Here is a 24,331-nt window from a genome sequence, read left to right as displayed (position 1 = left end):
TGGTCAGGTAGAGAATACCGAGGCGTTCGGGTGAACTATGGTTAAGGAACTCGGCAAAATGCCCCCGTAACTTCGGGAGAAGGGGGGCCATTCCTGGTGATGGGCTTTGCGCCTTGAGCTGGGGGTGGCCGCAGAGACCAGCGAGAAGCGACTGTTTACTAAAAACACAGGTCCGTGCGAAGCCGTAAGGCGATGTATACGGACTGACGCCTGCCCGGTGCTGGAACGTTAAGGGGACCGGTTAGCTGCATTTCGGTGTGGCGAAGCTGAGAACTTAAGCGCCAGTAAACGGCGGTGGTAACTATAACCATCCTAAGGTAGCGAAATTCCTTGTCGGGTAAGTTCCGACCTGCACGAATGGCGTAACGACTTCTCGACTGTCTCAACCATAGGCCCGGTGAAATTGCACTACGAGTAAAGATGCTCGTTTCGCGCAGCGGGACGGAAAGACCCCGGGACCTTTACTACAGTTTGATATTGGTGTTCGGTTCGGCTTGTGTAGGATAGGTGGGAGACTGTGAAGCGGCCACGCCAGTGGTTGTGGAGTCGTTGTTGAAATACCACTCTGGTCGTGCTGGATGTCTAACCTGGGTCCGTGATCCGGATCAGGGACAGTGTCTGATGGGTAGTTTAACTGGGGCGGTTGCCTCCTAAAGAGTAACGGAGGCGCCCAAAGGTTCCCTCAGCCTGGTTGGTAATCAGGTGTTGAGTGTAAGTGCACAAGGGAGCTTGACTGTGAGACCGACGGGTCGAGCAGGGACGAAAGTCGGGACTAGTGATCCGGCGGTGGCTTGTGGAAGCGCCGTCGCTCAACGGATAAAAGGTACCCCGGGGATAACAGGCTGATCTTCCCCAAGAGTCCATATCGACGGGATGGTTTGGCACCTCGATGTCGGCTCGTCGCATCCTGGGGCTGGAGTCGGTCCCAAGGGTTGGGCTGTTCGCCCATTAAAGCGGTACGCGAGCTGGGTTTAGAACGTCGTGAGACAGTTCGGTCCCTATCCGCTGCGCGCGTAGGAGTCTTGAGAAGGGCTGTCCCTAGTACGAGAGGACCGGGACGGACGAACCTCTGGTGTGCCAGTTGTTCTGCCAAGGGCATGGCTGGTTGGCTACGTTCGGGAGGGATAACCGCTGAAAGCATCTAAGCGGGAAGCCTGCTTCGAGATGAGGGCTCCCACCCACTTGATGGGGTAAGGCTCCCAGTAGACGACTGGGTTGATAGGCCAGATATGGAAGCCGGGTGACCGGTGGAGTTGACTGGTACTAATAGGCCGAGGGCTTGTCCTCAGTTGCTCGCGTCCACTGTGTTGGTTCTGAAACCACGAACTTCCAACACGTATCCCGCTGTTGGTGGGTGTGTGTCTGGTGTGTGTTTCGTAGTGTTTCGGTGGTTATAGCGTGAGGGAAACGCCCGGTTACATTCCGAACCCGGAAGCTAAGCCTTTCAGCGCCGATGGTACTGCAGGGGGGACCCTGTGGGAGAGTAGGACGCCGCCGAACTAATTTTGATAGGAGTCGTGTGTCCCGGGAGGGTTTCCTCCTGGGACACACGACTTTTTGCTTTTCCGCATAGGGTCGATCCATGCGCTACGACTTGGTGATCTTCGACAACGACGGCGTCCTGGTGGACAGCGAACCGCTCGCCAACCGCATCCTCGCGGCCTACCTCACCGAACTGGGGCATCCGACCACGTACGAGGAGTCCGTGCGGGACTACATGGGGGCCGCCGTGCACCGCATCCACGACCTGGTCGGGGAGCGGAGCGGACAACGGCTGCCGGAGGGGTTCGACGAGGAGATCGAGGCACGGACCGCGGCGGCCTTCGCCCGGGAACTGGCGCCGGTGCCCGGGGTCGTCGAGGTGCTGGAGCGACTGGTGACGGACGGGGTGCCCTACTGCCTGGCCTCCTCGGGGAGCCACGACCGGATCGCGGCCGGGCACCGGGCGACCGGGCTGGTCAAGTGGTTCGGGCCGGAGCGGGTGTTCAGCGCGCAGGACGTGGGCCGGGGGAAGCCGGCGCCCGACCTGTTCCTGCACGCGGCCCGGCGGATGGGCGCGGACCCCCGGCGGTGCGTGGTGGTGGAGGACAGTCCGCTGGGCGTCCGGGCCGCGGTGGCCGCCGGAATGGACGTGTACGGGTTCACCGCGATGATGCCGGCCGAGCGCCTGGGCGAGGTCACCGGACTCTTCGGTGACATGGACGAGTTGTACGGCCTGCTGGCCTGAGGGCACCGCCCCGGGGACCGATACGGTGGCGTTCATGAGCGGCCACGCGCAGTTGATGTGGGACGAAGCGGTGACGGGCTACGACTTCGGTGCGGACCACCCGATGAACCCGGTCCGGTTGGACCTCACCCGGAGCCTCGTGGCGGCCCTCGGGCTCGACCGGCGGGTGGACGTGGTCGCGGCCCCGCCGGCCGGGGACCCGACGCTGCGGTTGGTGCACCGGCAGGAGTACGTCGACGCGGTGAAGGCCGCCTCCGCCGATCCGGCGGCGGCGGACCCGGCGTACGGACTGGGGACGGTGGACGACCCGGCGTTCCCGGGGATGCACCAGGCGTCCGCCCTGATCGCCGGACAGTCGGTGGGGGCCGCCGAGGCGGTGTGGCGGGGCGAGGCCCTGCACGCGGTGAACTTCGCCGGCGGACTGCACCACGCGATGCCCGGCGCCGCCGCCGGGTTCTGCGTCTACAACGACGCTGCCCTCGCGATCGCCCGGCTGCTGGAGCTGGGGGCGGAACGGGTCGCCTACGTCGACACGGACGTCCACCACGGGGACGGCGTGCAGGCCGCCTTCTGGGCCGATCCGCGGGTGCTGACGGTGTCCCTGCACGAACACCCGCGGACCCTGTTCCCCGGTACCGGCTGGCCCGAGGAGACGGGCACCGGAGCGGGCGCGGGCTCGGCCGTCAACGTGGCGCTACCGGCCGGCACCGGTGACGAGGGGTGGCTCCGGGCCTTCCACGCGGTGGTACCGGAGCTGCTGGCCGACTTCCGGCCCCAGGTGCTGGTGACCCAGCACGGGGCCGACACCCACTTCGAGGACCCCCTCGCGCACCTCGCGGTGTCCCTGGACGCCCAGCGGGCCGTCCAGACGGCCTGCCACGAGCTGGCGCACGCCTACGCCGACGGCGGACGGTGGGTGGCCCTGGGCGGAGGGGGGTACGCGGTGGTCGAGGTGGTGCCGCGGTCGTGGACGCACCTGGTGGGCATCGCGGCGGGGGCGCCCGTCGAGCCGTCGACCGAGGTGCCGCAGGGCTGGCGTCAGGAGGCGTACGCGAAGACCCGGATGTCGGCGCCCCGGCGGATGACGGACGGTCGCTGGCCGGTGAAGTGGGCCGACTGGGAGGCGGGTTACGACCCGGCCGACCGGCTCGACCAGGCCGTGCTGGCGGCGCGGCGGGCGGCGTTCCCGCTGCGGGGACTGCTCGCCTGAGCCGCGGCCGTGGACCGCTGCGCCGTTCGTGGGGGCGGTGGCCGTTCGCGGGACGGGACGGGCCCCGCTGGCCGACCATGAGGACATGACGGGCGAGGGCTGGATGCGGCGGTACGTGGTGCGGGTCGGCTTGGCCGGGGAGGTGGCGACGGCGCGCGAGGGGAGCCTGCGGCGGTACCGGCTCTTCGCGGAACGGGACCCGCGGGCCTTATGCGGGCTCGACCCGGCGGGGGAGTGGAACGCCGGCCAGGTGATGGGGCTGATGGCCGAACGGTGCGGGGTGTCCGCCGACCCCGAGTGCCGCACCGGGCGGGACGTGATCGACCCGGGGCGGACCGTGGCGGCGCTGGACGCGTTCGCCGAGCGGCTGGCGCGGGCGGTCGAACGGCGGGAGCCGGTGCTGTTGGGGACGGGACATCCACACCGGCTGCTGGACTTCTACGCCAGTTTGGCCGGTGCCCTGTCGGCGGCGGGATGTGAAGTCCTCACCCCGGGAGCGGGTTGCTCTGTCGACATAACGACCCGGTTCGGCGTGCGTGGGCATCGGCTCGACTACGTACGGGGGGTCGCGCTCGTCCGGGAACGCGAGCCCCTGGAACGGGGGTGTGCGCCCGGCGCGCACACCCATTCACCGCTGCCCGTACGGGTGGCGCTGGCGGCCTGCGCGGCCGGTTCGGGGCCGTTGCCGGGACTGGTGGTGGGGGACCACGGTTGGGTCTGCGGAGCAGGTCAGCTGGGGTTCGACAGCATCGGGTTGGGGGATTCCGACGATCCCGCACCCTTCGTGGGCCAGGCCGAGGGAAGGGTCTCGGTGGTGGTCCCGCTCGATGACGCTGCGCGGTCCGTTTACTACCGACCGCTTACTCGCTATGTACTCAAACGAGCGTGTCTGTCACAGTAGGCCGCCGATCGCTGCTCCTCTTCCCCACTCGCATCACCCGCCCCTAATCTGGGGAGTGAGCGCACAGCGACGAGGAGTCACCGGAGGGGAAGCCGGTGCCCGTCATGTGTGGAAGGTTCAGGTGTGATCATGGCTGCTGCCGATCGGCCTCTGAGCGAGGTCCAGTTCTTGACCGTGGCGGAAGTCGCCTCGGTGATGCGAGTGTCCAAGATGACCGTGTACCGGTTGGTGCACAGCGGTCATCTGCCCGCGATCAGGGTGGGGAGGTCCTTCCGAGTACCGGAGAACGCTGTCCACGAGTACCTGCGTGACTCCTACGTGGGGGTGGACACCGCCTGAGCGTCGCCCGGTCGTCGCCTCGATTACAGGCTTGGCGCTCGGGCGGGGTAGGCTAGCCCCTCGTAGGTCGTGTGGGCCCCAATGCAGCCCCGCACCGAGTGATTGTCCCTGCCCAGGCAGGGGTTGTCCAAGAAGTGAGCGAGGGTTGACGTGGGCTCTGTAATCAAGAAGCGGCGCAAGCGGATGGCGAAGAAGAAGCACCGCAAGCTGCTCAAGCGCACTCGCGTGCAGCGTCGCAACAAGAAGTAGTTCCCCTCGGTAGGGGAGCGGTCGACGGTTGTCGTCCGGGGCTCCGGGACAGTGTTCCGGAGCTTCGAGGGCGATGGTGCCGAGGGGCCGTCCCCGGGAACTGCTTCGCTGTGACGCCGCGACGGCGTGTTCTGTGGCCCCTCCACCGCGGTGGAGGGGCCACAGTCGTGTCCGGGGCCGGGGCTGCCGGCCGCCGGCCCGAACGGGGGACCCGCTAACGTGACCGTGAGGGCACCCGCCGGACGGTCGTCGCAACCGCGGGGCCGGGGCGCACGGCGGAAGGCGGGGACGTGGGCGAGGTCGTGCTCGTGACCGGAGCGGCTCGACGGGTGGCCGGCCCGCTGGTGCGCGGCCTGCTGCGGGACCCGGGCGTGGAACGGGTGGTCGCCGTCGACGCGGTGGCGCCCCGACACCCCTTGCCCGGCGCCGAGTTCGTCCGGGCCGACATCGGGCGGCCGACCCTCGGCCGGCTGCTCGCCCACCACGCCGTGGACACCGTGGTGCACCTGGACGTCGCCGCCGCCCCCCTGGGCGGTGGTGGCCGGGCCGGGCGCAAGGAGACCAACGTCATCGGGACGATGCACCTGCTCGGCGCCTGCCAGAAGGCGCCCGCGGTGCGCCGGCTGGTGGTGAAGTCCTCGACGGCCGTGTACGGCTCGGCGCCGCGCGATCCGGCGGTGTTCACCGAACGCACGCCGCCCCGGGCGGTGCGCGGCGGGTTCGCCAAGGACGTCGTCGAGGTCGAGGGGTACGTGCGCGGGTTCGCCCGCCGCCGGCCCGACGTCGCGGTGTGCGTGCTGCGCTTCGCCGACGTGCTGGGGCCGGCCGCGGACACCCCGCTCACCGACTACTTCTCGCTGCCGGTGCTGCCCACCGTGTTCGGCTACGACCCGCGCCTCCAGTTCGTCCACGAGGACGACGTGGTCGAGGTGCTGCGGCGCGCGGCCGGCGAGCCGGCGCCCGGCACCCGTACCACCGGAACGTTCAACGTGGCCGGGGACGGGGTGCTGTCGCTGTCCCAGTGCGCGCGCCGACTCGGCCGGCCCACCGTGCCGGGCCCGCTGCCGGCGGTGACCCGGGCGGGCGCCGCGCTGCGCGCCCTGGGGGCGACCCGGTTCCCGCCCGAACAGGTGCGGCAGTTGACGTACGGGCGGGTGGTGGCCACCCGGGAGCTGCACGAGACCTTCGGCTACCGCCCCCGGTACACGACCGCGGAGGCGTTCGCCGACTTCGCCCGGGGACGGGGCCCCGGGCTGCTGCCCCCGTGGCGGGTGGCGGAGGCGGTCGACCGCATCGCGGAACTCGCGGCGCCCGCGTCGGCGGGCCCCACCCGGACCTGAGCAGTGCGCCCGTGGGCGCGGCCGGGAACGGTCGGGCGGGGCGCGGATCGAGGAGCGCAGCACCATGGCGGACGCCAAGGTCATACCGTTCGACGACGACCGGTCGCGGGCGGCCCGGCGCCGACCGCCGGCCCGCACCGGGCCCGCGGCGGCCCCCGGGCGGGAGGCGGAGGTCACCGCCCTGCCCGGGGCACCGGCCGTGCCGGAGGACCCGGAGCCGTCCGGGGCGGCCGGCGGAGGGCCCGGAGCGGGTGGCTGGGAGGAACGGGTCAGCAGCGGCCTGGCGTTCCTGCGGCGGCGGCTCACCGGGGAGTACGAGGTCGACGACTTCGGTTTCGACCGGGAGCTGACCGACCAGGTGCTGATGGCCCTGCTGCGGCCGGTGTACGAGAAGTACTTCCGGGTGGAGGTGCGCGGCATCGAGAACGTCCCGGCCGAGGGCGGCGCGCTGATCGTGTCGAACCACTCGGGGACCCTGCCGTGGGACGGGCTGATGTTGCAGGTGGCGGTGCGCGACCACCATCCGGGGGAACGGCACCTGCGGCTGCTCGCGGCGGACCTGGTGTTCGCGCTGCCGGTGGTCAACGAGTTGGCGCGCAAGGCGGGGCACACCCTGGCGTGCGCCGAGGACGCGGAGGCCCTGCTCGGCCGCGGCGAACTGGTGGGGGTGATGCCCGAGGGGTTCAAGGGCCTGGGGAAGCCCTTCGGGGAGCGGTACAAGCTCCAGCGGTTCGGTCGGGGCGGCTTCGTGTCGACGGCGCTGCGGGCCGGAACGCCGATCGTGCCGTGCTCGATCGTGGGGGCGGAGGAGATCTACCCCATGGTCGGGAACGCGAGGACCGCTGCGCGGCTCCTGGGCCTGCCGTACTTCCCCCTGACGCCGACCTTCCCGTGGCTCGGACCGTTGGGGGCGGTGCCGTTGCCGACGAAGTGGACGATCCAGTTCGGCGAGCCGATCGCGACGGACGGCCATCCGCCGGAGGCCGCGGAGGACCCGATGCTGATGTTCAACCTGACGGACCGGGTGCGCGAGGAGATCCAGCACACGCTGTACAAGCTGCTGGTGGGGCGGCGGTCGGTGTTCTTCTAGGCACCCGCCGGCCGGGTGCGCGAACGGGGGCGCCCTCCTGTCGGGAAGGGCGCCCCCGTGGTCGGGGCGGGCCGGGTCAGGGGCCGGCGTTCTCGCCGTCGATGCCGAGGCCCGGGATCAGGCCGGGCAGCAGCGGCGGGAGGGTGACGTCGGGCTCGGGGTCCGTGGACGCCTTGCCGGAGGGGCTGGGGCCGTCCGGGCTGCGGTCGGGGTCGAGCAGACCGCCGGTGCCGCTGCCGATGAGGCCCTCGCCCTTGCCCGGCTTGTCCGCGCTCTCGCCGGAGGCGGACGGGGAGGGTCGGGTGCGGGCGTCCTCGGCGCCGCCGGTGCCGCGTTCGGCGTCCCCGGTGCCCTCCCGCCCGTCACCGGGCCCGGGGGAGGCGGAGCTGCCGGTCCCCTCGGACGGTGCGGTGGACGGGACGTGCCCGGTGGTCGGCCCGGTGCCCGCGGGGTCGCTGGGGGCCGGGGGCCGGGGGAGCAGCGAGCGCAGCGGGTCGACCTCGTGCTCCATGGCGTCGAAGACCGAGGTGACCTGTGCGCTGACGTCGCCGAGTTGCACGGGCAGGCTGTCGCGCAGGGCGGACCAGCTCTCGCGGTGGGCGCGGGAGAACGAGGAGAGCGACTGGATCGGGCCCAGCGAGCCGTCCCGTTCGTAGGCGGCGAGCAGCAGCCGGTGCCCCTCGGCGGCGTCGTGGCGCATCCCGTTCAGGGTGCGGCGGACCTCGGCGACGGATTCGTGGTCGAGGTGGCCGGACCGGCCGCGGTCCATCAGCCGGCGGGCCTCGCTGAGTCGGGTGGACGCCTGGTCGAGATAGAGCTCGCCCCGGTCGGAGTCGCCGTCGGCGAGGCTCCGCTTGACGTCCTCCATGCCGCGCTTCAGTCCGTAGAGGGTGTCACCGGGGAGGGCGTCGCCGCTCGCCGCGGCCACGCCCCCGAAGGCGCCCGCAGCCACGGTCACGGTGAGACCGCCGGCAGCGAGGCCCTTGGTGAGTCGGGTGCGGGGGCGTAGCTTGCGCAGCGGTCCGGCCCGGTGGGCGCCCTTCGTCCCCGTGCGGGTCCGCTGCTCGGGCACCGAAGGGTCCGTGGCCTCACCGCCGGTGCCGTCCCTCAGCATGGCCTCCATCGCGGCCACCAGCTGGGCCCGCTGGACGGTCCGGACGTCGGGGTCCAGGGCGGGGCGGGGCAGGGCGGTCAAGCCGTTCGCCAGGGTGAGCATCCGGCCGAGTTCCGGTGGCGCGGTCTGCTCGCCGGTGCTCCGGCCCGGTTCGGCGGACGGGGCGTCCGGGTCGGGGGGCTGCGGGCCCGATTCCTCCAGGGCCCGGGCGAAGGCGTTCGCCCGCCGGTGTGCCGATACGTTCGCGATCACTGGCGGCACCTCCTCTCATCGTGACGGTCGACTCCCCCGGGGGTCCTGGGGGTTCCATTCCCTGGCGGTCTCCACTCGTTCGAGTGAGCGGCGACGGTCGGGGCGTGACCGCAGGGAGCCTGTATCCCGGACAACGAGCGGTGCGGTCGTTCGGTTACGGACGAACGGCGGCCGGGCGCGCCGGCCAAGTGTCCGTCACTGAAGGTGAGTTGATGATCGCACACCGTGGGGGAAGGCGCTGGAGGGGGACGGTGGGGCCGGTGGGAGGGCGGTGCCGGGTGTCGGGGCACCGCCCGGGGGCGGGGAGGGGGTGCGTCAGCGGGCGTCGTCCGGGAGGAGCCGGGCGAGGGTGCGGACCGCGCGGTACTGCAGGGTCTTGATCGCGCCCTCGTTCTTGCCCATGACGCGGGCGGTCTCGGCGACCGAGAGGCCCTGGAGGAAGCGCAGGGTCACGCACTCCTGCTGCTGGGGGTTGAGGCGGCGGACCGCTTCGAGCAGCGCCGCGTTGGACAGGGCCTCCAGGACGGAGTCCTCGGGGCTGCGCTCGACCTCGTTGGCGTCGAGCATCTCGCCGGTGGTGACTTCGAGGCGGAAGCGGCTGCTCTTGAAGTGGTCGGCGACCAGGTTGCGGGCGATGGTGACCAGCCAGGCGCCGAAGTCGCGGCCCTGCCAGGTGAAGGTGCCGATGCGGCGCAGCGCCCGCAGGAAGGTCTCGCTGGTGAGGTCCTCGGCGGTCGCCTTGCTGCCGACGCGGTAGTAGATGTAGCGGTAGACGGTGTCGCTGTACTGGTCGTAGAGGCGGCCGAACGCCTCGGTCTCGCCGGCCTGGGCCGCTTCGACCAGCTCCATCATGCGGGCGCTGTCGCTGTCCGCGGCGGGGCGGCGGGCGGTGGTCGCGGCGCCGCCGCGGGCGCGGCGGGTGACGGTGGTGGGACTGCCCTCGGCCAGGGCGTAGCACCGGCCGGTCGGACCGGTGGCCCGGGTGGTGCGGGCGGAGGGGCGGAGGCAGTCGGTGAGGCCGGTCAGGGCGGTCTGGCGCCGAGTGGACGGTGTGGCGGGTGCGGGGACTGCGTATGCGGGGACGGCGTACGCGGTGGGGACGAAGCCGCGCAGGTGGTCGAGGACCGTTGCGCGCAGCGTAGCCAGGCCCGAGGCGTCAACCCCGACGTGTGGGTACACGGGACTCCCAGAGGCAGAGCTTGCATCACGTGCAGTGCGGGACCGTTCACCCGTCGTGGCGACGCGTGGGTACCGGTTTGCGTCTGAGGAGAATAACGCTTCGTGTAGGTGGTGCTACGCCCAGTTGCTCAAATCATCGAATAGAGCGGTTCTGGTATCGCTTGGTGTTCGTTCGACTGGCGGAGCGTGAACGATTACTGCTGGAAGGTGATCGTTTCAGGGAAAGGAGGGGGGTGTGTTGTGGCGGTTTCTGGCGACCCACGAGGGTCGGGCGGAGCGGACGGAGCAGACCGGGGGGTTCGGTCCGCCCGGGGTCAGCGCCGGGTCCTGCGGTGCAGGGCGATGGCCGCCGCGGTGCCTCCGGCCACGGCGCCGACGCCCGCCGCCGCGGGGATGCCGACCTTCGCCGCCCGGCGGCCGATGCGGTAGTCGCGCAGCCGCCAGCCGAGGGTGCGGGCGTGCTTGCGCAGCTTCCCGTCCGGGTTGATCGCGTACGGGTGGCCCACCAGGGACAGCATGGGGATGTCGTTGTGGGAGTCGCTGTAGGCGGCGCAGCGGTCGAGGTCGAGGCGTTCGGCGGCGGCCAGGGCGCGGACCGCCTCCGCCTTGGCGGGGCCGTGCAGGGGCTCGCCGACCAGCTTGCCGGTGTAGACCCCGTCGACTGATTCGGCGACGGTGCCGAGCGCACCGGTCAGGCCGAGTCGGCGGGCGATCACCGTGGCGATCTCGACCGGTGCCGCGGTGACCAGCCACACCTTCTGGCCCGCGTCGAGGTGGGCCTGGGCGAGGGCGAGGGTGCCGGGCCAGATCCGGTCCGCCATGTACTCGTCGTAGACCTCCTCGCCGATCGCCATGAGTTCGGCGACGCCGTGGCCCTTGACGATGGAGAGGGCGGAGTCCCGGGCGTCCTGCATGTGCTCGGGGTCCTCGACGCCGGCCAGCCGGAACCAGGTCTGCTGCCAGGCGAACCGGGTCAGCTCCCGGGTGTCGAAGAACTTCCGCTTGTACAGTCCGCGGCCGAAGTGGAAGAGGGCGGCGCCCTGCATCACGGTGTTGTCCAGGTCGAAGAAGGCGGCCGCGTGCGGGTCGCCGGCCACCGGGAACTCGGGTTCCCCCTCCGCGGGCCCGGCCTCGGCGGGGGCCTCCCGGGCCTCGGAACCGTCGAGGACGGCGGTGACGGCGTCGTCCCTGGAGGACTTGCGGGCGGCCTCCGCCGACGCCTCACCGGCCAGCACGCTCCGTGCGGTGGCCGGGCGCCTACGGGGGGTGAGCCATCGAAGAGCGGCCATGCCGTGAGCATAACCAGTCCGTTCGGCCGCGCCCCGCACGCCCGGGAGCGGCCCGGTGAACGGGCGGCCGACGACGGGTGAACGGGCCGCGGGCCCGGCGCCGGGGCGGCCGGGGGGGAGAATGGCGGCATGACTCCCCTGTTTCGACGTGCCCAGAAGAAGCCGCCCGCGGAGCGTCTGGTGACGCTGATCGGGAAGCCGGGCTGCCATCTGTGCGAGGACGCCCGGGTCGTGATCGAGAAGGTGTGCGCGGAGGTGGGCGCCTCCTGGGAGGAGAAGGACATCACCCGGGACGAGGAGTTGCACCGTCTCTACTGGGAGCAGATCCCGGTGGTCTTGGTGGACGGGGCCCAGCACGACTTCTGGCGGGTCAAGGAGGAGCGGCTGCGTCGCGCCCTGACCGAATGAGCACGGCCCCGTGCTGCTTCCGTTCCCCTCCGTCTCGTGGTGGCGGCGGCAGCCCTCGTCGGGGCGTGCGTGACGGGTGGGGCGTGCCCCGGTCGCGGCGGCGAGGGCGTCGACTCCGGCGGGGTGGGCGGGGGTTGGCCGGAAGGGGTGCTCGATAGGGGGCGTTTCGAGGTCGAGTGGGTATTTTAGTGCTAAAAGACGGGTTACGATCGTCTCTGTTCACATGCCAGCTGGCTTCGGTTCGACTTCGGGGGTGGGGTTGTGTTGAGGAGTGTGTACCGCTTTGCCCCCTTCAGGTGAGCGTTCAGGGCGTCGGCGCGATGGTTCCCGGATCGCGCGACCGGGTTGCGTGACCCCGGTCACGTTGGCCGGGCAAATCGGACACCATCTTTGTGCACGCGTTCACAAAGACATAGCCTGCTGTCGACGGGGCGGTCCCGGCACTCACGGCCGCCCACAGCCCCGCTCTACCCGCAGGAGCACCGTGGCAACTGGCCGAACACACCGACCGGCGACCCGTAGCCGAGGGATTCCCGAGGCCACCGTCGCCCGTCTACCGCTGTACCTCCGCGCCCTCAACGGGCTCTCCGAGCGTTCGGTGCCCACGGTCTCCTCGGAAGAGCTCGCGGCCGCGGCCGGCGTCAACTCGGCCAAGCTCCGCAAGGACTTCTCGTACCTCGGCTCCTACGGCACCCGCGGCGTCGGCTACGACGTGGAGTACCTCGTCTACCAGATCTCCCGCGAACTGGGGCTCACCCAGGACTGGCCCGTGGTCATCGTCGGGATCGGCAACCTCGGCGCCGCGCTCGCCAACTACGGCGGGTTCGCCTCCCGGGGGTTCCGGGTCGCCGCACTGATCGACGCCGACCCCGCGATGGCGGGCAAGCCCGTCGCCGGCATCCCCGTCCAGCACACCGACGAGCTGGAACGGATCATCGACGAGAACGGCGTCTCCATCGGGGTCATCGCCACCCCCGCCGGCGCCGCCCAGCAGGTGTGCGAGCGGCTCGTGGCCGCCGGGGTGACGTCCATCCTCAACTTCGCGCCGACCGTGCTGAGCGTTCCGGACGGCGTCGACGTGCGCAAGGTCGACCTCTCCATCGAACTCCAGATCCTCGCCTTCCACGAGCAGCGCAAGGCCGGCGAGGAGCCCGCCGGGGCGGGGCACGCCCCCGCGCCCGCCGCCGGGGCGGAGGACTCCGCCTCCGTGGCCGACCGTTCCGGGCACGAGGGACCCGACGGGGACGTCCCCGCCGTGATGCCGGCATGAGCCTCCTCGTCGTCGGGCTGAGCCACCGCACCGCGCCCGTGAGCGTGCTGGAGCGCGCCGCGCTGTCCCAGGACGCCCGGGCCAAGCTGCTGCACGACGCCCTCGCCGCCGAACCCGCGGCCGAGGCCGCCGTCCTCGCCACCTGCAACCGCATCGAGCTGTACGCGGACGTCGACAAGTTCCACGCGGGCGTCGCCGAACTCTCCACCCTGCTCGCCCGGCACAGCGGGGTCGGACTCGACGAGCTGACCCCCCACCTGTACGTCCACTACGAGGACCGGGCCGTTCACCACCTCTTCTCCGTGGCCTGCGGACTCGACTCGATGGTCGTCGGGGAGGGCCAGGTCCTCGCACAGATCAAGGACGCCCTCGCCGTCTCCCAGGACCAGCACACCGCCGGGCGGCTGCTCAACGACCTCTTCCAGCAGTCCCTGCGGGTCGGCAAGCGCGCCCACTCCGAGACCGGGATCGACCGGGCCGGACAGTCGCTGGTCACCTTCGGACTCCAGCAGTTCGCCGCGGCCGACGCCGCCGGCTCGCCGACCGCCTGGGTGAGCGGCAAGCGCGCCCTGGTCATCGGCGCCGGCTCGATGTCCTCCCTCGCCGCCGCGACCCTCGCCCGCGCGGGCGCCGCCGAGGTCGTCGTCGCCAACCGCACCGCCGAGCGCGCCGAACGCCTGGTCGCGATCCTCACCGAACCCGGCGGAACGGGGGTGTCCGCCCGCGCCGTCCCGATGGAGAAGGTGGCCGCGGAGCTGACACGTGCCGATGTCGTGGTCTCCTGCACCGGGGCCTCCGGGCTGGTCCTCACCGCCCAGGAAGTGGCCGACGCGGTCGCCGGACGGGCCGTCGAGGACGCGGTGTCCGGCACCCCGGCCTCCGAGCTCGCCCTGCTCGACCTCGCCATGCCGCGGGATGTCGACCCGGCGGTGCACGGACTCGACGGGGTCCGGCTCGTCGACATCGAGTCCCTCGCCGACGCCTCCGCCGACGCCCCCATGGCGGCCGACGTGGACCAGGTCCGGGCGATCGTCTCCACCGAGGTCGCCTCCTTCGGCGCCGCCCAGCGCGCCGCGCACATCACCCCCACCGTGGTCGCGCTGCGCACCATGGCCGCCGATGTCGTCGCCGGCGAGATCGCCCGCCTGGAGGGGCGACTGCCCGGCCTCGCGGACAAGGAACGTGCCGAGATCACCCAGACCGTCAAGCGGGTGGTCGACAAGCTGCTCCACGCGCCGACCGTGCGGATCAAGCAGCTCGCCGCCGAACCGGGCGGCGCCGGGTACGCGGACGCCCTGCGCACCCTCTTCGACCTCGATCCGGACGCCGTCGCCGCCGTCTCGCGCGCCGACCGGCCCCGCTGGAGCGACCCCGACCCGCGCGCCGAACAGGGCGCCACCCTCACCCGGCTCGCCGACGCCCCCGGCCTGACCGGCACCCCCCGGGGCATCACGGGCGTCCCCCACGCCACGGGTGTCCCACCGAACGTCACCAACGGCAGGAACCGCGCATGACTGAGAAGGCACTGCGGCTGGGGACCAGGCGCAGCAAGCTCGCCATGGCCCAGTCCGGACTCGTGGCCCGGGCCGTCCGGGAGCTGACCGGACGCGAGGTCGAACTCGTCGAGGTCACCACGTACGGCGACACCTCGCGCGAGCACCTGGCGCAGATCGGCGGCACCGGTGTGTTCGTGGCCGCGCTGCGCGAGGCGCTGCTCGCCGGCGAGGTCGACTTCGCCGTCCACTCGCTGAAGGACCTGCCGACCACCCCTGCCGAAGGGCTCGTGCTGGCCGCGGTGCCCCGCCGGGAGGACCCCCGCGACGTGCTCGTCGCGCGGGACGGCCTGACCTTCGCCGAACTGCCGGACGGTGCCCGCATCGGCACCGGATCGCCGCGTCGGATGGCGCAGTTGAACGCCGCCGCCCGCGATCACGGCCGGGCCGTCGAGACGGTCGCGATCCGCGGCAACGTGGACACCCGCATCGGGTACGTGCGCTCCGGGGAACTCGACGCGGTGGTGCTGGCCGCCGCCGGGTTGAACCGGCTCGGCCGGATCGACGAGGCCACCGACTTCCTGCCGCTCGACACCGTGCTGCCGGCCCCCGGCCAGGGGGCCCTCGCGATCGAGTGCACCGCGCAGGACACTGCGCTCACCGCCGTGCTCGCGGAACTGGACGACCCCGCAACCCGGGCCGCCGTGACCGCCGAGCGTGCCCTGCTCGCCGCCCTGGAGGCCGGTTGCAGCGCGCCCGTGGGGGCGCTGGCCGACCTGTTGGCCGACGGGCAGATTGTCAAGGAAATGCGCCTGCGGGGCGTCGTCGGCACGACCGACGGCGTGACCCTGGTGCAGCTGTCCACCACCGGTCCCGTGCCCTCGACGCACGAGCAGGCCACGGCGCTCGGTCGCGAACTCGCGGCCGAGATGCTGGCCAAGGGCGCGGCCGGTCTGATGGGGGAGCGAGCACAGTGAGCCCCACCGCCTCGAACCATTTGGCCGTTCCCGCGCACGGGCACGTCACCTTCCTGGGTGCCGGACCGGGTGATCCGGGATTGCTGACCCTGCGCGCCGTGGAGGCGCTCGCGGGTGCGGACGTACTGATCGCCGAGCCCGAGGTGCTCGATGTGATCCGGGCGCACGCCAGGGCGGGTGTCACCGTCCTGGACGCGGCCTCCACCCGGTCGCCCGTGGGCGCACCGGGTCAGGCCGCTGACGGGGCGTCAACTGCCGTCGGTGGTCCCGTGTTGAGGGACGCGGCCAATCTTGTCATGGAGGCCGCGCGGGGCGGCAAGCGGGTCGTGCGGGCGGTGCCCGGCGACCCCGGACTGGACACCGACGCGGCCGAGGAGATGCTGGCCTGCGCCTCGGGCGGGGTGCCCTTCGAAGTGGTGCCGGGCATCGCCACCGCCGTCGGGGTGCCCGCCTACGCGGGGGTGCCGCTGCGCGACGAGCGGGGCACCGACGTCCGGTTCGTGGACGCCCGGACCGCCTCCGAGCGCTGCTGGACCGAGGTCGGCGCCTCGGACGGGACGCTGGTCGTCTCGGCGACCCTGGAGACGGTGGCCGCGGCGGCCGGGGAACTGGTGGCCGCGGGCCGCAAGCCGGACACCCCGCTGACCGTGACGGTGGGCGGCACCACGACCCGTCAGCGCACCTGGTCGGCGACGCTCGGCACCATCGCGCAGACCCTGAAGCAGGCGAAGGTGCTGCCCGCGCCGGACGGCTCCCGCCCGGTGATAGCCGTGGTCGGCGAGTGTTCGGCCGCCGCCCGGCGCGAGAGGCTGTCGTGGTTCGAGTCCAAGCCGCTGTTCGGCTGGCGGGTGCTCGTACCGCGCACCAAGGAGCAGGCGGCCTCGCTCTCCGACCAACTCCGGTCCTACGGTGCGGTGCCGCACGAGGTGCCGACCATCGCGGTGGAGCCGCCGCGCACCCCGCAGCAGATGGAGCGGGCCGTCAAGGGCCTGGTCACCGGCCGCTACGAGTGGATCGCGTTCACCTCGGTCAACGCGGTGAAGGCGGTGCGGGAGAAGTTCGAGGAGTACGGGCTGGACGCCCGGGCGTTCGCGGGGATCAAGGTCGCCGCGGTCGGTGAGCAGACCGCCGCCGCCCTGGTCGCCTTCGGCGTCAAGCCGGACCTGGTGCCCACCGGCGAGCAGTCCGCGGCCGGGCTGCTGGAGGACTGGCCGCCCTACGACCCGGTGTTCGACCCCATCGACCGGGTGTTCCTGCCGCGGGCCGACATCGCCACCGAGACCCTGGTGGCCGGCCTGATCGAACTCGGCTGGGAGGTGGACGACGTCACCGCCTACCGGACCGTGCGGGCCTCGCCGCCGCCGGCGGAGACCCGGGAGGCCATCAAGGGCGGCGGCTTCGACGCGGTGCTGTTCACCTCCTCCTCGACGGTGCGCAACCTCGTCGGCATCGCCGGCAAGCCGCACAACGTCACCGTGATCGCCTGCATCGGTCCGGCCACCGCGAAGACCGCGGAGGAGCACGGGCTGCGGGTGGACGTGATGGCCCCCGAGCCGTCCGTGCACAAGCTGGCCGCCGCGCTCGCCGACTTCGGCGCCGCCCGCCGCGACGCCGCGGTGGAGGCGGGCGAGCACGTGACCCGGCCCAGCGAGCGTCGCCCGGGCGCCCGGCGCCGCCGCGTGGCCCCGTAGGTTGGGACCAGTACAGGGAGTACGACGGCCCGGGGCGCACCCCGGGCCGTGACGGTACGGAGCTGAGGAACGTGAGTAGGTACGGTTCTTTCCCCGGGGCCCGGCCCCGGCGGCTGCGGTCGAACGCGGTGCTGCGGCGGATGGTCGCCGAGACCCGGCTCGCCCCCGCCGACCTGGTGCTGCCGGCCTTCGTGCGGGAGGGCGTGCACGAACCGGTGGCCATCGGGTCGATGCCGGGCGTGTACCAGCACACCCTGGACAGCCTGCGCAAGGCCGCGGTGGACGCGGTCTCGGCCGGGGTGTCGGGGATCATGCTGTTCGGGGTGCCCGAGGAGGCCAAGAAGGACGCGCTCGGCACCGCCGGCACCGACCCGGACGGCATCCTCCAGGTGGCGCTGCGCGCGGTGCGCGCCGAGGTCGGCGACGACCTGCTGGTGATGTCGGACCTGTGCCTGGACGAGTTCACCGACCACGGGCACTGTGGGGTCCTGGACGCCGAGGGCCGGGTGGACAACGACGCCACGCTGGAGCGCTACGCCGAGATGGCGCAGGTGCAGGCGGACGCCGGCGCCCACGTGGTGGGGCCCAGCGGAATGATGGACGGGCAGGTCGGGGTGGTCCGTGACGCCCTCGACCAGATCGACCGGGACGACGTGGCGATCCTCGCGTACACCGCCAAGTACGCCTCCGCCTTCTACGGCCCGTTCCGGGAGGCCGTGGGCTCCTCGCTCACCGGCGACCGGCGCACCTACCAGCAGGACCCGGCCAACGTCCGCGAGTCGATGCGGGAGTTGGCGCTGGACCTCGCGGAGGGCGCCGACCTCGTCATGGTGAAGCCGGCCGGGCCCTACCTGGACGTGCTGGCCAAGGTCGCGGACGCGGTCGACGTGCCGGTGGCCGCGTACCAGATCTCCGGCGAGTACGCGATGGTCGAGGCCGCCGCCGAGAAGGGCTGGATCGACCGGGAACGGGCGATCCTGGAGTCGCTGCTCGGCATCAAGCGGGCCGGCGCGCAGGTGATCCTGACCTACTGGGCCACCGAGGTGGCGCGGGGACTGACGGACTGACGCGGTCCGGACGCACGGGAGCCCGGCAGCACCCCACGGTGCTGCCGGGCTCCCGCGCGTGCGGGTGCCGCATCGTCTTCCCGCCGTCGACGCCGGGCCGTCCGGACGGGAACGGACCGCCCGGTGTTCGCCCGGTCGCACTCCGTCATGCCGGGTGCGAACGGGCGAACCCTCTTGGGAGAGAGGTGATCTGACGGTGCGTCGGGCCGGTTAATGTCGGGGCTGTGGTGATCGGCGGTGATCACCCGTTGCCCGGGCGAAATGGAAGCTCCATGACCGATCTGTTCACCGTGTCCGTCGACGGCGTCGAGGGCGCCGTCCTCCGCGGTCGGATACACCTCATCAGCGCCGACGCGGTGCGGGTGCCGCAGGACGCGACCTTCCCCGTCAGACTGCTGGCCGAGGCGTGGTTCCGGGCCGGGGAGGCCGGGGGCGACGCAGGGGGCCGGGAACGGGCCTCGGGCCTGCGGCTCGCCCCCGAACTGCGCGAGCTGCACGCCTGTGCCGCCGGTCGGCTGGTGCGGGTGGACGAGGACGGCTTCCTGCTGGCCGAGGACGGGTGCACCGTGCGCGAGCCCCGGCGCCGGGCGGTGGACGTGTACGACCTCGACGGTGCCGGCCGGGACGAGGTCTCCGGCCGGGTGCGCACCCTCAGCGATCCGGACGCCCTGGCCCGGCGGGCCGCGGCGATCGTGACCCGCTACGAGGTCGGGCCGCTGCGCAACGTGCCGGTGTGGAGCGAGGTGGCCGCCGTCGACCCCGAGGAGTGGGAGCCCGGGTTGGAGGAGATGGCGACCTGGAACGCCCCCGCCGACCTGGACTACTGGCGCACCTGGCGGCTGCTGGCCGGGCGGCCGCTCGACGGGCACCCCTACGCCGAGGTGGTGGTGGAGGTCGTCGACGCCGGCTACCTGGACCACCTGGAGGCGGGGATGCGGTGGTCCACCGGGGACCCGGCGGGCCGGGAGGGCGCCGTCCGGATCGCGGAACGGTGGGTGTAGACGGCAGGTACCTCGCTAGGGTGTGCGGCCACCAGCACCGCCGGGCCCAACGGCCCCGTACCTTCGAGGAGTCGATGTGAGCGTCGCTGCCGCGGCCCCGCCCCCGCTGGCCGCCCGGGCCGCCGCCGTGGGCGGTTCGCCGGTGAGGGACATCCTGTCCGTGGTGGGGCGCCCCGGAGTGATCAACTTCGCGGGCGGGCTGCCCGCGCCGGAGCTGTTCGACGGGGCGGGCGTCGCCGCCGCGTTCCGGGACGTCCTCGCCGACACCCCCGCCCGGGCCCTCCAGTACGCCACCACCGAGGGCGAACCCGCGCTGCGGTCCGCCCTGGCCGAGCGGACCACCGTGCGGGGGCTGCCCACCGGCGCGGACGACCTGATCGTCACCACCGGCTCGCAGCAGGCGCTGTCGCTGCTGGCGCAGTCCCTGGTCGACCCGGGAGACACCGTCCTGGTGGAACGCCCCTGCTACCTGGCCGCGATCCAGGCGTTCACCTTCGCCGGCGCCCGGGTGGTGGCCGTGCCGGGCGACGAGGAGGGCGTCGACCCGGTCGAACTCGACCGGTACACGGCCCGGTTGCGGCCCAAGCTGTTCTACTCGGTGCCCACCTTCCAGAACCCCACCGGGCGGACCGTGCCGCTGCACCGCCGGCTCGCCCTCGCCGAGGTCGCCGCCCGGCGCGGGCTGTGGCTGGTGGAGGACGACCCGTACGGGGAGCTGCGGTTCGAGGGGGAGCGGGTGCCGTGGATCGCCGCGCTGGACGCCGCCGCCGACCGCACCGTGCTGCTCGGCAGCTTCTCCAAGGTGATGGCCCCCGGGCTGCGGCTGGGCTGGCTGCGGGCGCCCGCGGCGCTGCTGCGGGCCTGCACGGTCGCCAAGCAGGCCGCCGACCTGCACACCCCCACCGTCAACCAGCTCGCCGCCGCCCGCTACCTCGCGGACCGGGACCTCGACGCCCATGTGCGCCGGGTCGCCGCCGCCTACGGCCAGCGGCGGGACGCCCTGCTCGGCGGCCTCCCCGGAGCCCTGCCCGAGGGAACCGTCTGGACCCGTCCCGAGGGCGGCATGTTCGTGTGGGCCCGGCTGCCCGAGGGGTACGACACCGCCGGGGCGCTGCCCCGGGCCGTCGCCCACGAGGTGGCGTACGTGCCGGGGGCGCCCTTCCACTGCGACGCCCCCGACCCGTCCACCCTGCGGCTGTGCTTCGTCACCCACACCCCGGACGAGATCCGGGTGGGCCTGGAGCGCCTGGCCCGGGTCTGGCCCTGAGCGGGGCGGCACGCGACGGGGGCCACGGCCGCCGGCCGTGACCCCCGTCGTCGGGCGCGGACGCGTCAGAGGCGCTCGGGCGTGCGGATGCCCAGCAGGTCCATGCCCCGGTGCAGGGTCGCCCCGGTGATCTCGCACAGGAACAGCCGGTTGGCGCGCTGCTCGGCCGTGTCGGCCTTCAGCACCGGGCACTTGTCGTAGAACGCGGTGAGCAGGGAGGCCAGCTGGTACAGGTACGCGGTCAGCTTGTGCGGGGCGTACTCCGCGGCGGCCTCCGCGACCGTGTCGCCGAACTGGTCCAGGTGCAGGCCCAGCGCCCGCTCCGCGGGCTCCAGCGCCAGCTCCGGGCGGGCCTCGGCGCGGGCGTCCCCGCCGGCCTTGCGCAGGATCGAACGGATGCGGGCGTAGGCGTACTGGAGGTAGACGCTGGTGTCGCCGTGCAGGGACACCATCTGGTCGAGGTCGAACTTGTAGTCGCGGCTCGCGGACGTCGACAGGTCCGCGTACTTCACCGCACCGATGCCGACCTGGGCGCCCCGCTCGGCGATCTCCGCCTCGGACAGCTGCTGGAGGGAGTCCTTCTCGCGGACGACCGCGGTGGCCCGCTGGACCGCCTCGTCCAACAGGTCCACCAGCCGCACCGTCTCGCCCTCGCGGGTCTTGAACGGCTTGCCGTCCGCGCCGAGCACCGTGCCGAACGCCAACTGCACGGCCCGCACCTCGTCGTTCAGCCAGCCTGCGCGCCGGGCGGTCTCGAAGACCATCCGGAAGTGCAGCGCCTGCCGGGCGTCCACCACGTACAGCAGCGTCGACGCCTTCAGGTGGAACACCCGGTCGCGGATCGCCGACAGGTCGGTGGCCGCGTAGCCGTAGCCGCCGTCGGACTTGCGGACGATCAGCGGCGTGGGCTGGCCGTCCTGGCCCTTGACGTCGTCGAAGAACACGCACAGCGCGCCCTCGGAGCGGACCGCGACCCCGGACTCCTCCAGCAGCCGGCAGGTCTCGTCCAGCATGTCGTTGTAACCGGACTCGCCGACCACGTCGGCATCGCGGATCTCCATGTCCAGCTTGTCGAAGACCGAGTAGAAGTAGATCTTCGACTCGTCCACGAACCGCTGCCACAGCTCGCGGGTGCGCGGGTCGCCGGCCTGGAGCGCGACCACCCGGCGGCGGGCCCGCGCCTTGAAGTCCTCGTCCGCGTCGAAGAGCGCCCGCGCCGCCTTGTAGAGCCGGTTCAGGTTGGACATCGCGGTGTCGCCGTCGTCGCCGGCGGCCTCGTGGTCCAGCTCGTGCGGGTGGTCGATCAGGTACTCGATGAGCATGCCGAACTGGGTGCCCCAGTCGCCGATGTGGTGCCGGCGCACCACCGTCTCGCCGGTGAACTCCATCAGCCGGTTCACCGCGTCGCCGATCACCGCCGAGCGCAGGTGGCCGACGTGCATCTCCTTGGCCACGTTCGGCTGCGCGTAGTCGATGACCGTGGTGCCCGGCGCCTCGGCGTACGGCACCCCGAGGCGGCCCTCGCCGTCGGCGAGCCGCGCCGCGAGGTTCTCGGTGATCGCCCGGTCGGCGACCGTCACGTTCAGGAAGCCGGGGCCCGAGACCTCGACCCCGGCGATCACCCCGCCGGCCGGCACCGCGTCGGTGACCGTCGCGGCCAGCTCGCGCGGGTTGGCCCCGGCCTTCTTCGCGAGAGCCAGGATGCCGTTGGCCTGGAAGTCGGCCCGGTCGCTTCGTCGCAGCAACGGGTCCGCGGAACCGGCCTCGGGCAGGGCCGCCCGTAGGGCCGTCGCGAGGCGCTGGTGGACGGAAGCGGAAAGGGACGTGACCGAAGCCATGGATGGGTGCCGTTCTGCTCGTGTTTCCGGAGCTGTCTGGGAGGGTTCCCGGCCGGCGCGCCGCCCGCGTCGCGGGCCCGGCGCCTACCGGCCGGGCCCAGTATCCCACGCGGCCCGGGGCCCCTGATGAGCCGTTTTCGTCCCCGGCGGGGGGAGCTGGGAGAATGGGACGGACCGGCCCTCGCACGCCCGTACGGGCCGGCCGGCCGGGTGCCGCCGTGACCGTCCCGGACAGCGGGGACGACTACCGGCGAACCACCGGCAACATTCGGTAGCACTGGGAAAGAAGGACGTGCCGATCGTGGCTCAGAGCAACGAGACCACCGACTGGGTCTCCCGTTTCGCGGACGAGGTCATCGAGGAGTCGGAGCGCCGCGCCCCCGGGAAACCCGTCGTCGTCGCGTCCGGCCTGTCCCCGTCCGGCCCGATCCACCTGGGCAACCTGCGCGAGGTCATGACCCCGCACCTGGTCGCCGACGAGATCCGGCGCCGCGGGCGCGAGGTCCGCCACGTGCTGTCCTGGGACGACTACGACCGGTACCGCAAGGTGCCCGCCGGCGTCGACGAGGGCTGGGCCGAGCACATCGGCAAGCCGCTCACCTCGGTGCCGGCCCCCGCCGGCTCCCCGCACGCCAACTGGGCCGAGCACTTCAAGGCCGCGATGACCGAGGCGCTGGCCGCGCTCGGCGTCGACTACGACGGCATCAGCCAGACCGCCCAGTACACCTCCGGCACCTACCGCGAGCAGGTGCTGCACGCCGTGCGGCACCGCGCCGACATCGACGCCATCCTCGCCCAGTACCGCACCCGCAAGGCCGCCCCCAAGAAGCAGCAGAAGCCGCTGGACGAGGCCGAGGTGGAGGCCGCCGAGGGCTCCGGCGCCGCGGCCGAGGAGGACGGCTCCTCGGGGGTCGTCGGCTACTTCCCGTACAAGCCGTACTGCGGCGGGTGCGAGAAGGACCTCACCACCATCACCTCCTACGACGACGACACCACCGAACTGGCGTACACGTGCACGGCCTGCGGTTTCGCGGAGACCGTCCGGCTGAGCGAGTTCAACCGCGGCAAGCTGGTGTGGAAGGTCGACTGGCCCATGCGCTGGGCCTACGAGGGCGTCGTCTTCGAGCCCTCCGGCGTCGACCACTCCTCGCCCGGCTCCTCGTTCCAGGTCGGCGGGCAGATCGTCGGCCCGATCTTCGGCGGCCGGCAGCCCATCGGCCCCATGTACGCGTTCGTGGGCATCTCCGGCATGGCGAAGATGTCGTCCAGCAAGGGCGGGGTGCCCACCCCCTCCGACGCGCTGGAGATCATGGAACCGCAGCTGCTGCGCTGGCTGTACGCCCGCCGCCGGCCCAACCAGTCGTTCAAGATCGCCTTCGACCAGGAGATCCAGCGGCTCTACGACGAGTGGGACAAGCTCGGCGCCAAGGTCGCCGACGGCACGGTGCTGCCCGCCGACGCCGCCGCGCACGCCCGCGCCGTGGGCACCGCCGCCGGCCCCCTGCCCGCCACCGCGCGCCCGCTGCCGTACCGCACCCTGGCGTCCGTCGCCGACATCACCGGCGGCCACGACGACCAGGCCCTGCGCATCCTCGGCGACCTCGACCCCGAGCGCCCGCTGAGCACCCTGGACGAGGTGCGGCCCCGCTTCGACCGGGCCGAGACCTGGACCCTGCGGTACGTCCCCGCCGAGGCCCGCACGGTGGTCCGCGAGGAGCCCGACACCGCCCTGCTGGCCTCCCTCGACGCACCGGGCCGCGACTCGCTGCGGCTGCTGCTCGACGGACTCGACGCCCACTGGTCGCTGGACGGGCTCACCGGACTCGTCTACGGCGTCCCGAAGGTCCTCGCCGGACTGGAGCCCGACGCCAAGCCGACCGCCGAACTGAAGGTGGCCCAGCGGGAGTTCTTCGTCCTGCTGTACCGGCTGCTCGTCAGCCGCGACACCGGCCCCCGGCTGCCCACGCTGCTGCTCGCGGTGGGCGCCGAGCGGGTGCGCAAGCTGCTCGGCGGCTGACCGCTGACCGCGTGCTCTCCGCCCCGACCGGCGCCCCGGTCGGGGCGGAGGCCGTTACTCCCTCTGGCGACTGATGGTGGGCGGAGCGTTGCTGATCCGGCGGGGGCGTGCC

19 protein-coding genes, 2 rRNA genes and 1 pseudogene (1 of these 22 running past the window's edge) are annotated in these 24,331 nt (G+C 72.4%); 18 read left to right on the top strand and 4 right to left on the bottom strand.

The features are described 5' to 3' along the window. From ACSMX9_RS11120 to ACSMX9_RS11080, 9 genes are all read left to right on the top strand, one after another. Nucleotides 1-1,287 (top strand): 23S ribosomal RNA (locus ACSMX9_RS11120); it begins 1,838 nt to the left of the window's first position. Between the two features lie 96 nt (nucleotides 1,288-1,383). Then, nucleotides 1,384-1,500: ribosomal RNA gene (rrf, locus tag ACSMX9_RS11115) — 5S ribosomal RNA — on the top strand. Nucleotides 1,501-1,582: 82 nt separating this feature from the next. Then, nucleotides 1,583-2,227: an HAD family hydrolase gene (locus ACSMX9_RS11110; protein ID WP_445402017.1), complete on the top strand. Its 645-nt coding sequence runs from the start codon at nucleotides 1,583-1,585 to the stop codon at nucleotides 2,225-2,227. Between the two features lie 34 nt (nucleotides 2,228-2,261). Then, nucleotides 2,262-3,437: an acetoin utilization protein AcuC gene (locus tag ACSMX9_RS11105; RefSeq protein WP_445402015.1), complete on the top strand. Its 1,176-nt coding sequence runs from the start codon at nucleotides 2,262-2,264 to the stop codon at nucleotides 3,435-3,437. An 85-nt stretch (nucleotides 3,438-3,522) separates the two neighbouring features. Further along, nucleotides 3,523-4,338, top strand: a complete 816-nt coding sequence (locus ACSMX9_RS11100) for a phosphatase (RefSeq protein ID WP_445402013.1) — start codon at nucleotides 3,523-3,525, stop codon at nucleotides 4,336-4,338. A 129-nt stretch (nucleotides 4,339-4,467) separates the two neighbouring features. Continuing rightward, nucleotides 4,468-4,677: a helix-turn-helix domain-containing protein gene (locus ACSMX9_RS11095; protein ID WP_351249121.1), complete on the top strand. Its 210-nt coding sequence runs from the start codon at nucleotides 4,468-4,470 to the stop codon at nucleotides 4,675-4,677. Between the two features lie 150 nt (nucleotides 4,678-4,827). Next, nucleotides 4,828-4,926 (top strand): 30S ribosomal protein bS22, encoded by a 99-nt coding sequence (locus ACSMX9_RS11090; protein ID WP_003948845.1) that lies wholly within the window; start codon nucleotides 4,828-4,830, stop codon nucleotides 4,924-4,926. Between the two features lie 290 nt (nucleotides 4,927-5,216). After that, entirely contained in the window at nucleotides 5,217-6,266 is a 1,050-nt protein-coding gene (locus ACSMX9_RS11085; protein ID WP_445402011.1) for an NAD-dependent epimerase/dehydratase family protein, read from the top strand. A 64-nt stretch (nucleotides 6,267-6,330) separates the two neighbouring features. After that, nucleotides 6,331-7,356, top strand: coding sequence for a lysophospholipid acyltransferase family protein (locus tag ACSMX9_RS11080; protein ID WP_445402009.1), 1,026 nt, complete (start codon nucleotides 6,331-6,333; stop codon nucleotides 7,354-7,356). Nucleotides 7,357-7,432: 76 nt separating this feature from the next. Here ACSMX9_RS11080 and ACSMX9_RS11075 read toward each other — a convergent pair whose 3' ends face one another. The 3 genes from ACSMX9_RS11075 to ACSMX9_RS11065 all read right to left on the bottom strand — a co-directional run bounded on the left by ACSMX9_RS11075 (nucleotide 7,433) and on the right by ACSMX9_RS11065 (nucleotide 11,190). Continuing rightward, nucleotides 7,433-8,722: a DUF5667 domain-containing protein gene (locus ACSMX9_RS11075; RefSeq protein ID WP_445402006.1), complete on the bottom strand. Its 1,290-nt coding sequence runs from the start codon at nucleotides 8,720-8,722 to the stop codon at nucleotides 7,433-7,435. Nucleotides 8,723-9,037: 315 nt separating this feature from the next. Beyond that, nucleotides 9,038-9,901, bottom strand: a complete 864-nt coding sequence (locus ACSMX9_RS11070; RefSeq protein ID WP_445402004.1) for an ECF subfamily RNA polymerase sigma factor, BldN family — start codon at nucleotides 9,899-9,901, stop codon at nucleotides 9,038-9,040. Between the two features lie 314 nt (nucleotides 9,902-10,215). Continuing rightward, entirely contained in the window at nucleotides 10,216-11,190 is a 975-nt protein-coding gene (locus ACSMX9_RS11065) for an HAD family hydrolase (protein WP_445402002.1), read from the bottom strand. A gap of 129 nt (nucleotides 11,191-11,319) precedes the next feature. Between ACSMX9_RS11065 and ACSMX9_RS11060 the strand changes: the two genes are divergently transcribed. The 8 genes and pseudogenes from ACSMX9_RS11060 to ACSMX9_RS11025 all read left to right on the top strand — a co-directional run bounded on the left by ACSMX9_RS11060 (nucleotide 11,320) and on the right by ACSMX9_RS11025 (nucleotide 20,364). Then, nucleotides 11,320-11,598 carry a glutaredoxin family protein gene (locus ACSMX9_RS11060; protein ID WP_445402000.1) on the top strand — a complete coding sequence of 93 codons (279 nt, stop codon included), beginning with the start codon at nucleotides 11,320-11,322 and terminating at the stop codon, nucleotides 11,596-11,598. Between the two features lie 484 nt (nucleotides 11,599-12,082). After that, nucleotides 12,083-12,868 (top strand): redox-sensing transcriptional repressor Rex, encoded by a 786-nt coding sequence (locus ACSMX9_RS11055; protein ID WP_445401998.1) that lies wholly within the window; start codon nucleotides 12,083-12,085, stop codon nucleotides 12,866-12,868. Further along, nucleotides 12,865-14,220: pseudogene (locus ACSMX9_RS11050) on the top strand (glutamyl-tRNA reductase); the annotation flags it as partial. The gene ACSMX9_RS11055 and the pseudogene ACSMX9_RS11050, both read left to right, overlap by 4 nt. Nucleotides 14,221-14,378: 158 nt before the next feature. Then, nucleotides 14,379-15,338 (top strand): hydroxymethylbilane synthase, encoded by a 960-nt coding sequence (gene hemC, locus ACSMX9_RS11045; protein WP_351249139.1) that lies wholly within the window; start codon nucleotides 14,379-14,381, stop codon nucleotides 15,336-15,338. Further along, entirely contained in the window at nucleotides 15,335-17,029 is a 1,695-nt protein-coding gene (locus tag ACSMX9_RS11040) for a uroporphyrinogen-III synthase (RefSeq protein WP_445401996.1), read from the top strand. The genes hemC and ACSMX9_RS11040 overlap by 4 nt, the downstream gene beginning before the upstream one ends. A 71-nt stretch (nucleotides 17,030-17,100) precedes the next feature. Then, complete coding sequence (gene hemB / locus ACSMX9_RS11035; RefSeq protein WP_445401994.1) at nucleotides 17,101-18,096, top strand: porphobilinogen synthase; 996 nt, start codon at nucleotides 17,101-17,103, stop codon at nucleotides 18,094-18,096. Nucleotides 18,097-18,368: 272 nt separating this feature from the next. Next, a complete protein-coding gene (locus ACSMX9_RS11030) occupies nucleotides 18,369-19,097 on the top strand; it encodes a hypothetical protein (protein ID WP_445401992.1) in 729 nt (242 codons plus the stop codon). Between the two features lie 76 nt (nucleotides 19,098-19,173). Beyond that, on the top strand, nucleotides 19,174-20,364 hold the full coding sequence (locus tag ACSMX9_RS11025; protein WP_445401990.1) for an aminotransferase-like domain-containing protein: 1,191 nt from the start codon (nucleotides 19,174-19,176) through the stop codon (nucleotides 20,362-20,364). A 65-nt stretch (nucleotides 20,365-20,429) separates the two neighbouring features. On the opposite strand, the gene argS is transcribed toward ACSMX9_RS11025, so the two are convergent. Then, complete coding sequence (argS, locus tag ACSMX9_RS11020) at nucleotides 20,430-22,202, bottom strand: arginine--tRNA ligase (protein WP_445401988.1); 1,773 nt, start codon at nucleotides 22,200-22,202, stop codon at nucleotides 20,430-20,432. A 292-nt stretch (nucleotides 22,203-22,494) separates the two neighbouring features. Here argS and lysS point away from each other — a divergent pair, with 292 nt between their 5' ends. Next, on the top strand, nucleotides 22,495-24,219 hold the full coding sequence (gene lysS, locus ACSMX9_RS11015; RefSeq protein WP_445401986.1) for a lysine--tRNA ligase: 1,725 nt from the start codon (nucleotides 22,495-22,497) through the stop codon (nucleotides 24,217-24,219). Nucleotides 24,220-24,331: the final 112 nt, after the last annotated feature.

The sequence above is a fragment of the Streptomyces sp. LE64 genome (assembly GCF_052606915.1).
This window is presented reverse-complemented; position numbering and strand designations above follow the sequence as displayed.

Coding starts and splice junctions, on each gene's coding strand:
- ACSMX9_RS11110 (WP_445402017.1), top strand. CDS start 1,583: ATGCGCTACGACTTGGTGATCTTCGACAACGACGGCGTCCTGGTGGAC.
- ACSMX9_RS11105 (WP_445402015.1), top strand. CDS start 2,262: ATGAGCGGCCACGCGCAGTTGATGTGGGACGAAGCGGTGACGGGCTAC.
- ACSMX9_RS11100 (WP_445402013.1), top strand. CDS start 3,523: ATGACGGGCGAGGGCTGGATGCGGCGGTACGTGGTGCGGGTCGGCTTG.
- ACSMX9_RS11095 (WP_351249121.1), top strand. CDS start 4,468: ATGGCTGCTGCCGATCGGCCTCTGAGCGAGGTCCAGTTCTTGACCGTG.
- ACSMX9_RS11080 (WP_445402009.1), top strand. CDS start 6,331: ATGGCGGACGCCAAGGTCATACCGTTCGACGACGACCGGTCGCGGGCG.
- ACSMX9_RS11065 (WP_445402002.1), bottom strand. CDS start 11,190: ATGGCCGCTCTTCGATGGCTCACCCCCCGTAGGCGCCCGGCCACCGCA.
- ACSMX9_RS11060 (WP_445402000.1), top strand. CDS start 11,320: ATGACTCCCCTGTTTCGACGTGCCCAGAAGAAGCCGCCCGCGGAGCGT.
- hemC (WP_351249139.1), top strand. CDS start 14,379: ATGACTGAGAAGGCACTGCGGCTGGGGACCAGGCGCAGCAAGCTCGCC.
- ACSMX9_RS11030 (WP_445401992.1), top strand. CDS start 18,369: ATGACCGATCTGTTCACCGTGTCCGTCGACGGCGTCGAGGGCGCCGTC.
- argS (WP_445401988.1), bottom strand. CDS start 22,202: ATGGCTTCGGTCACGTCCCTTTCCGCTTCCGTCCACCAGCGCCTCGCG.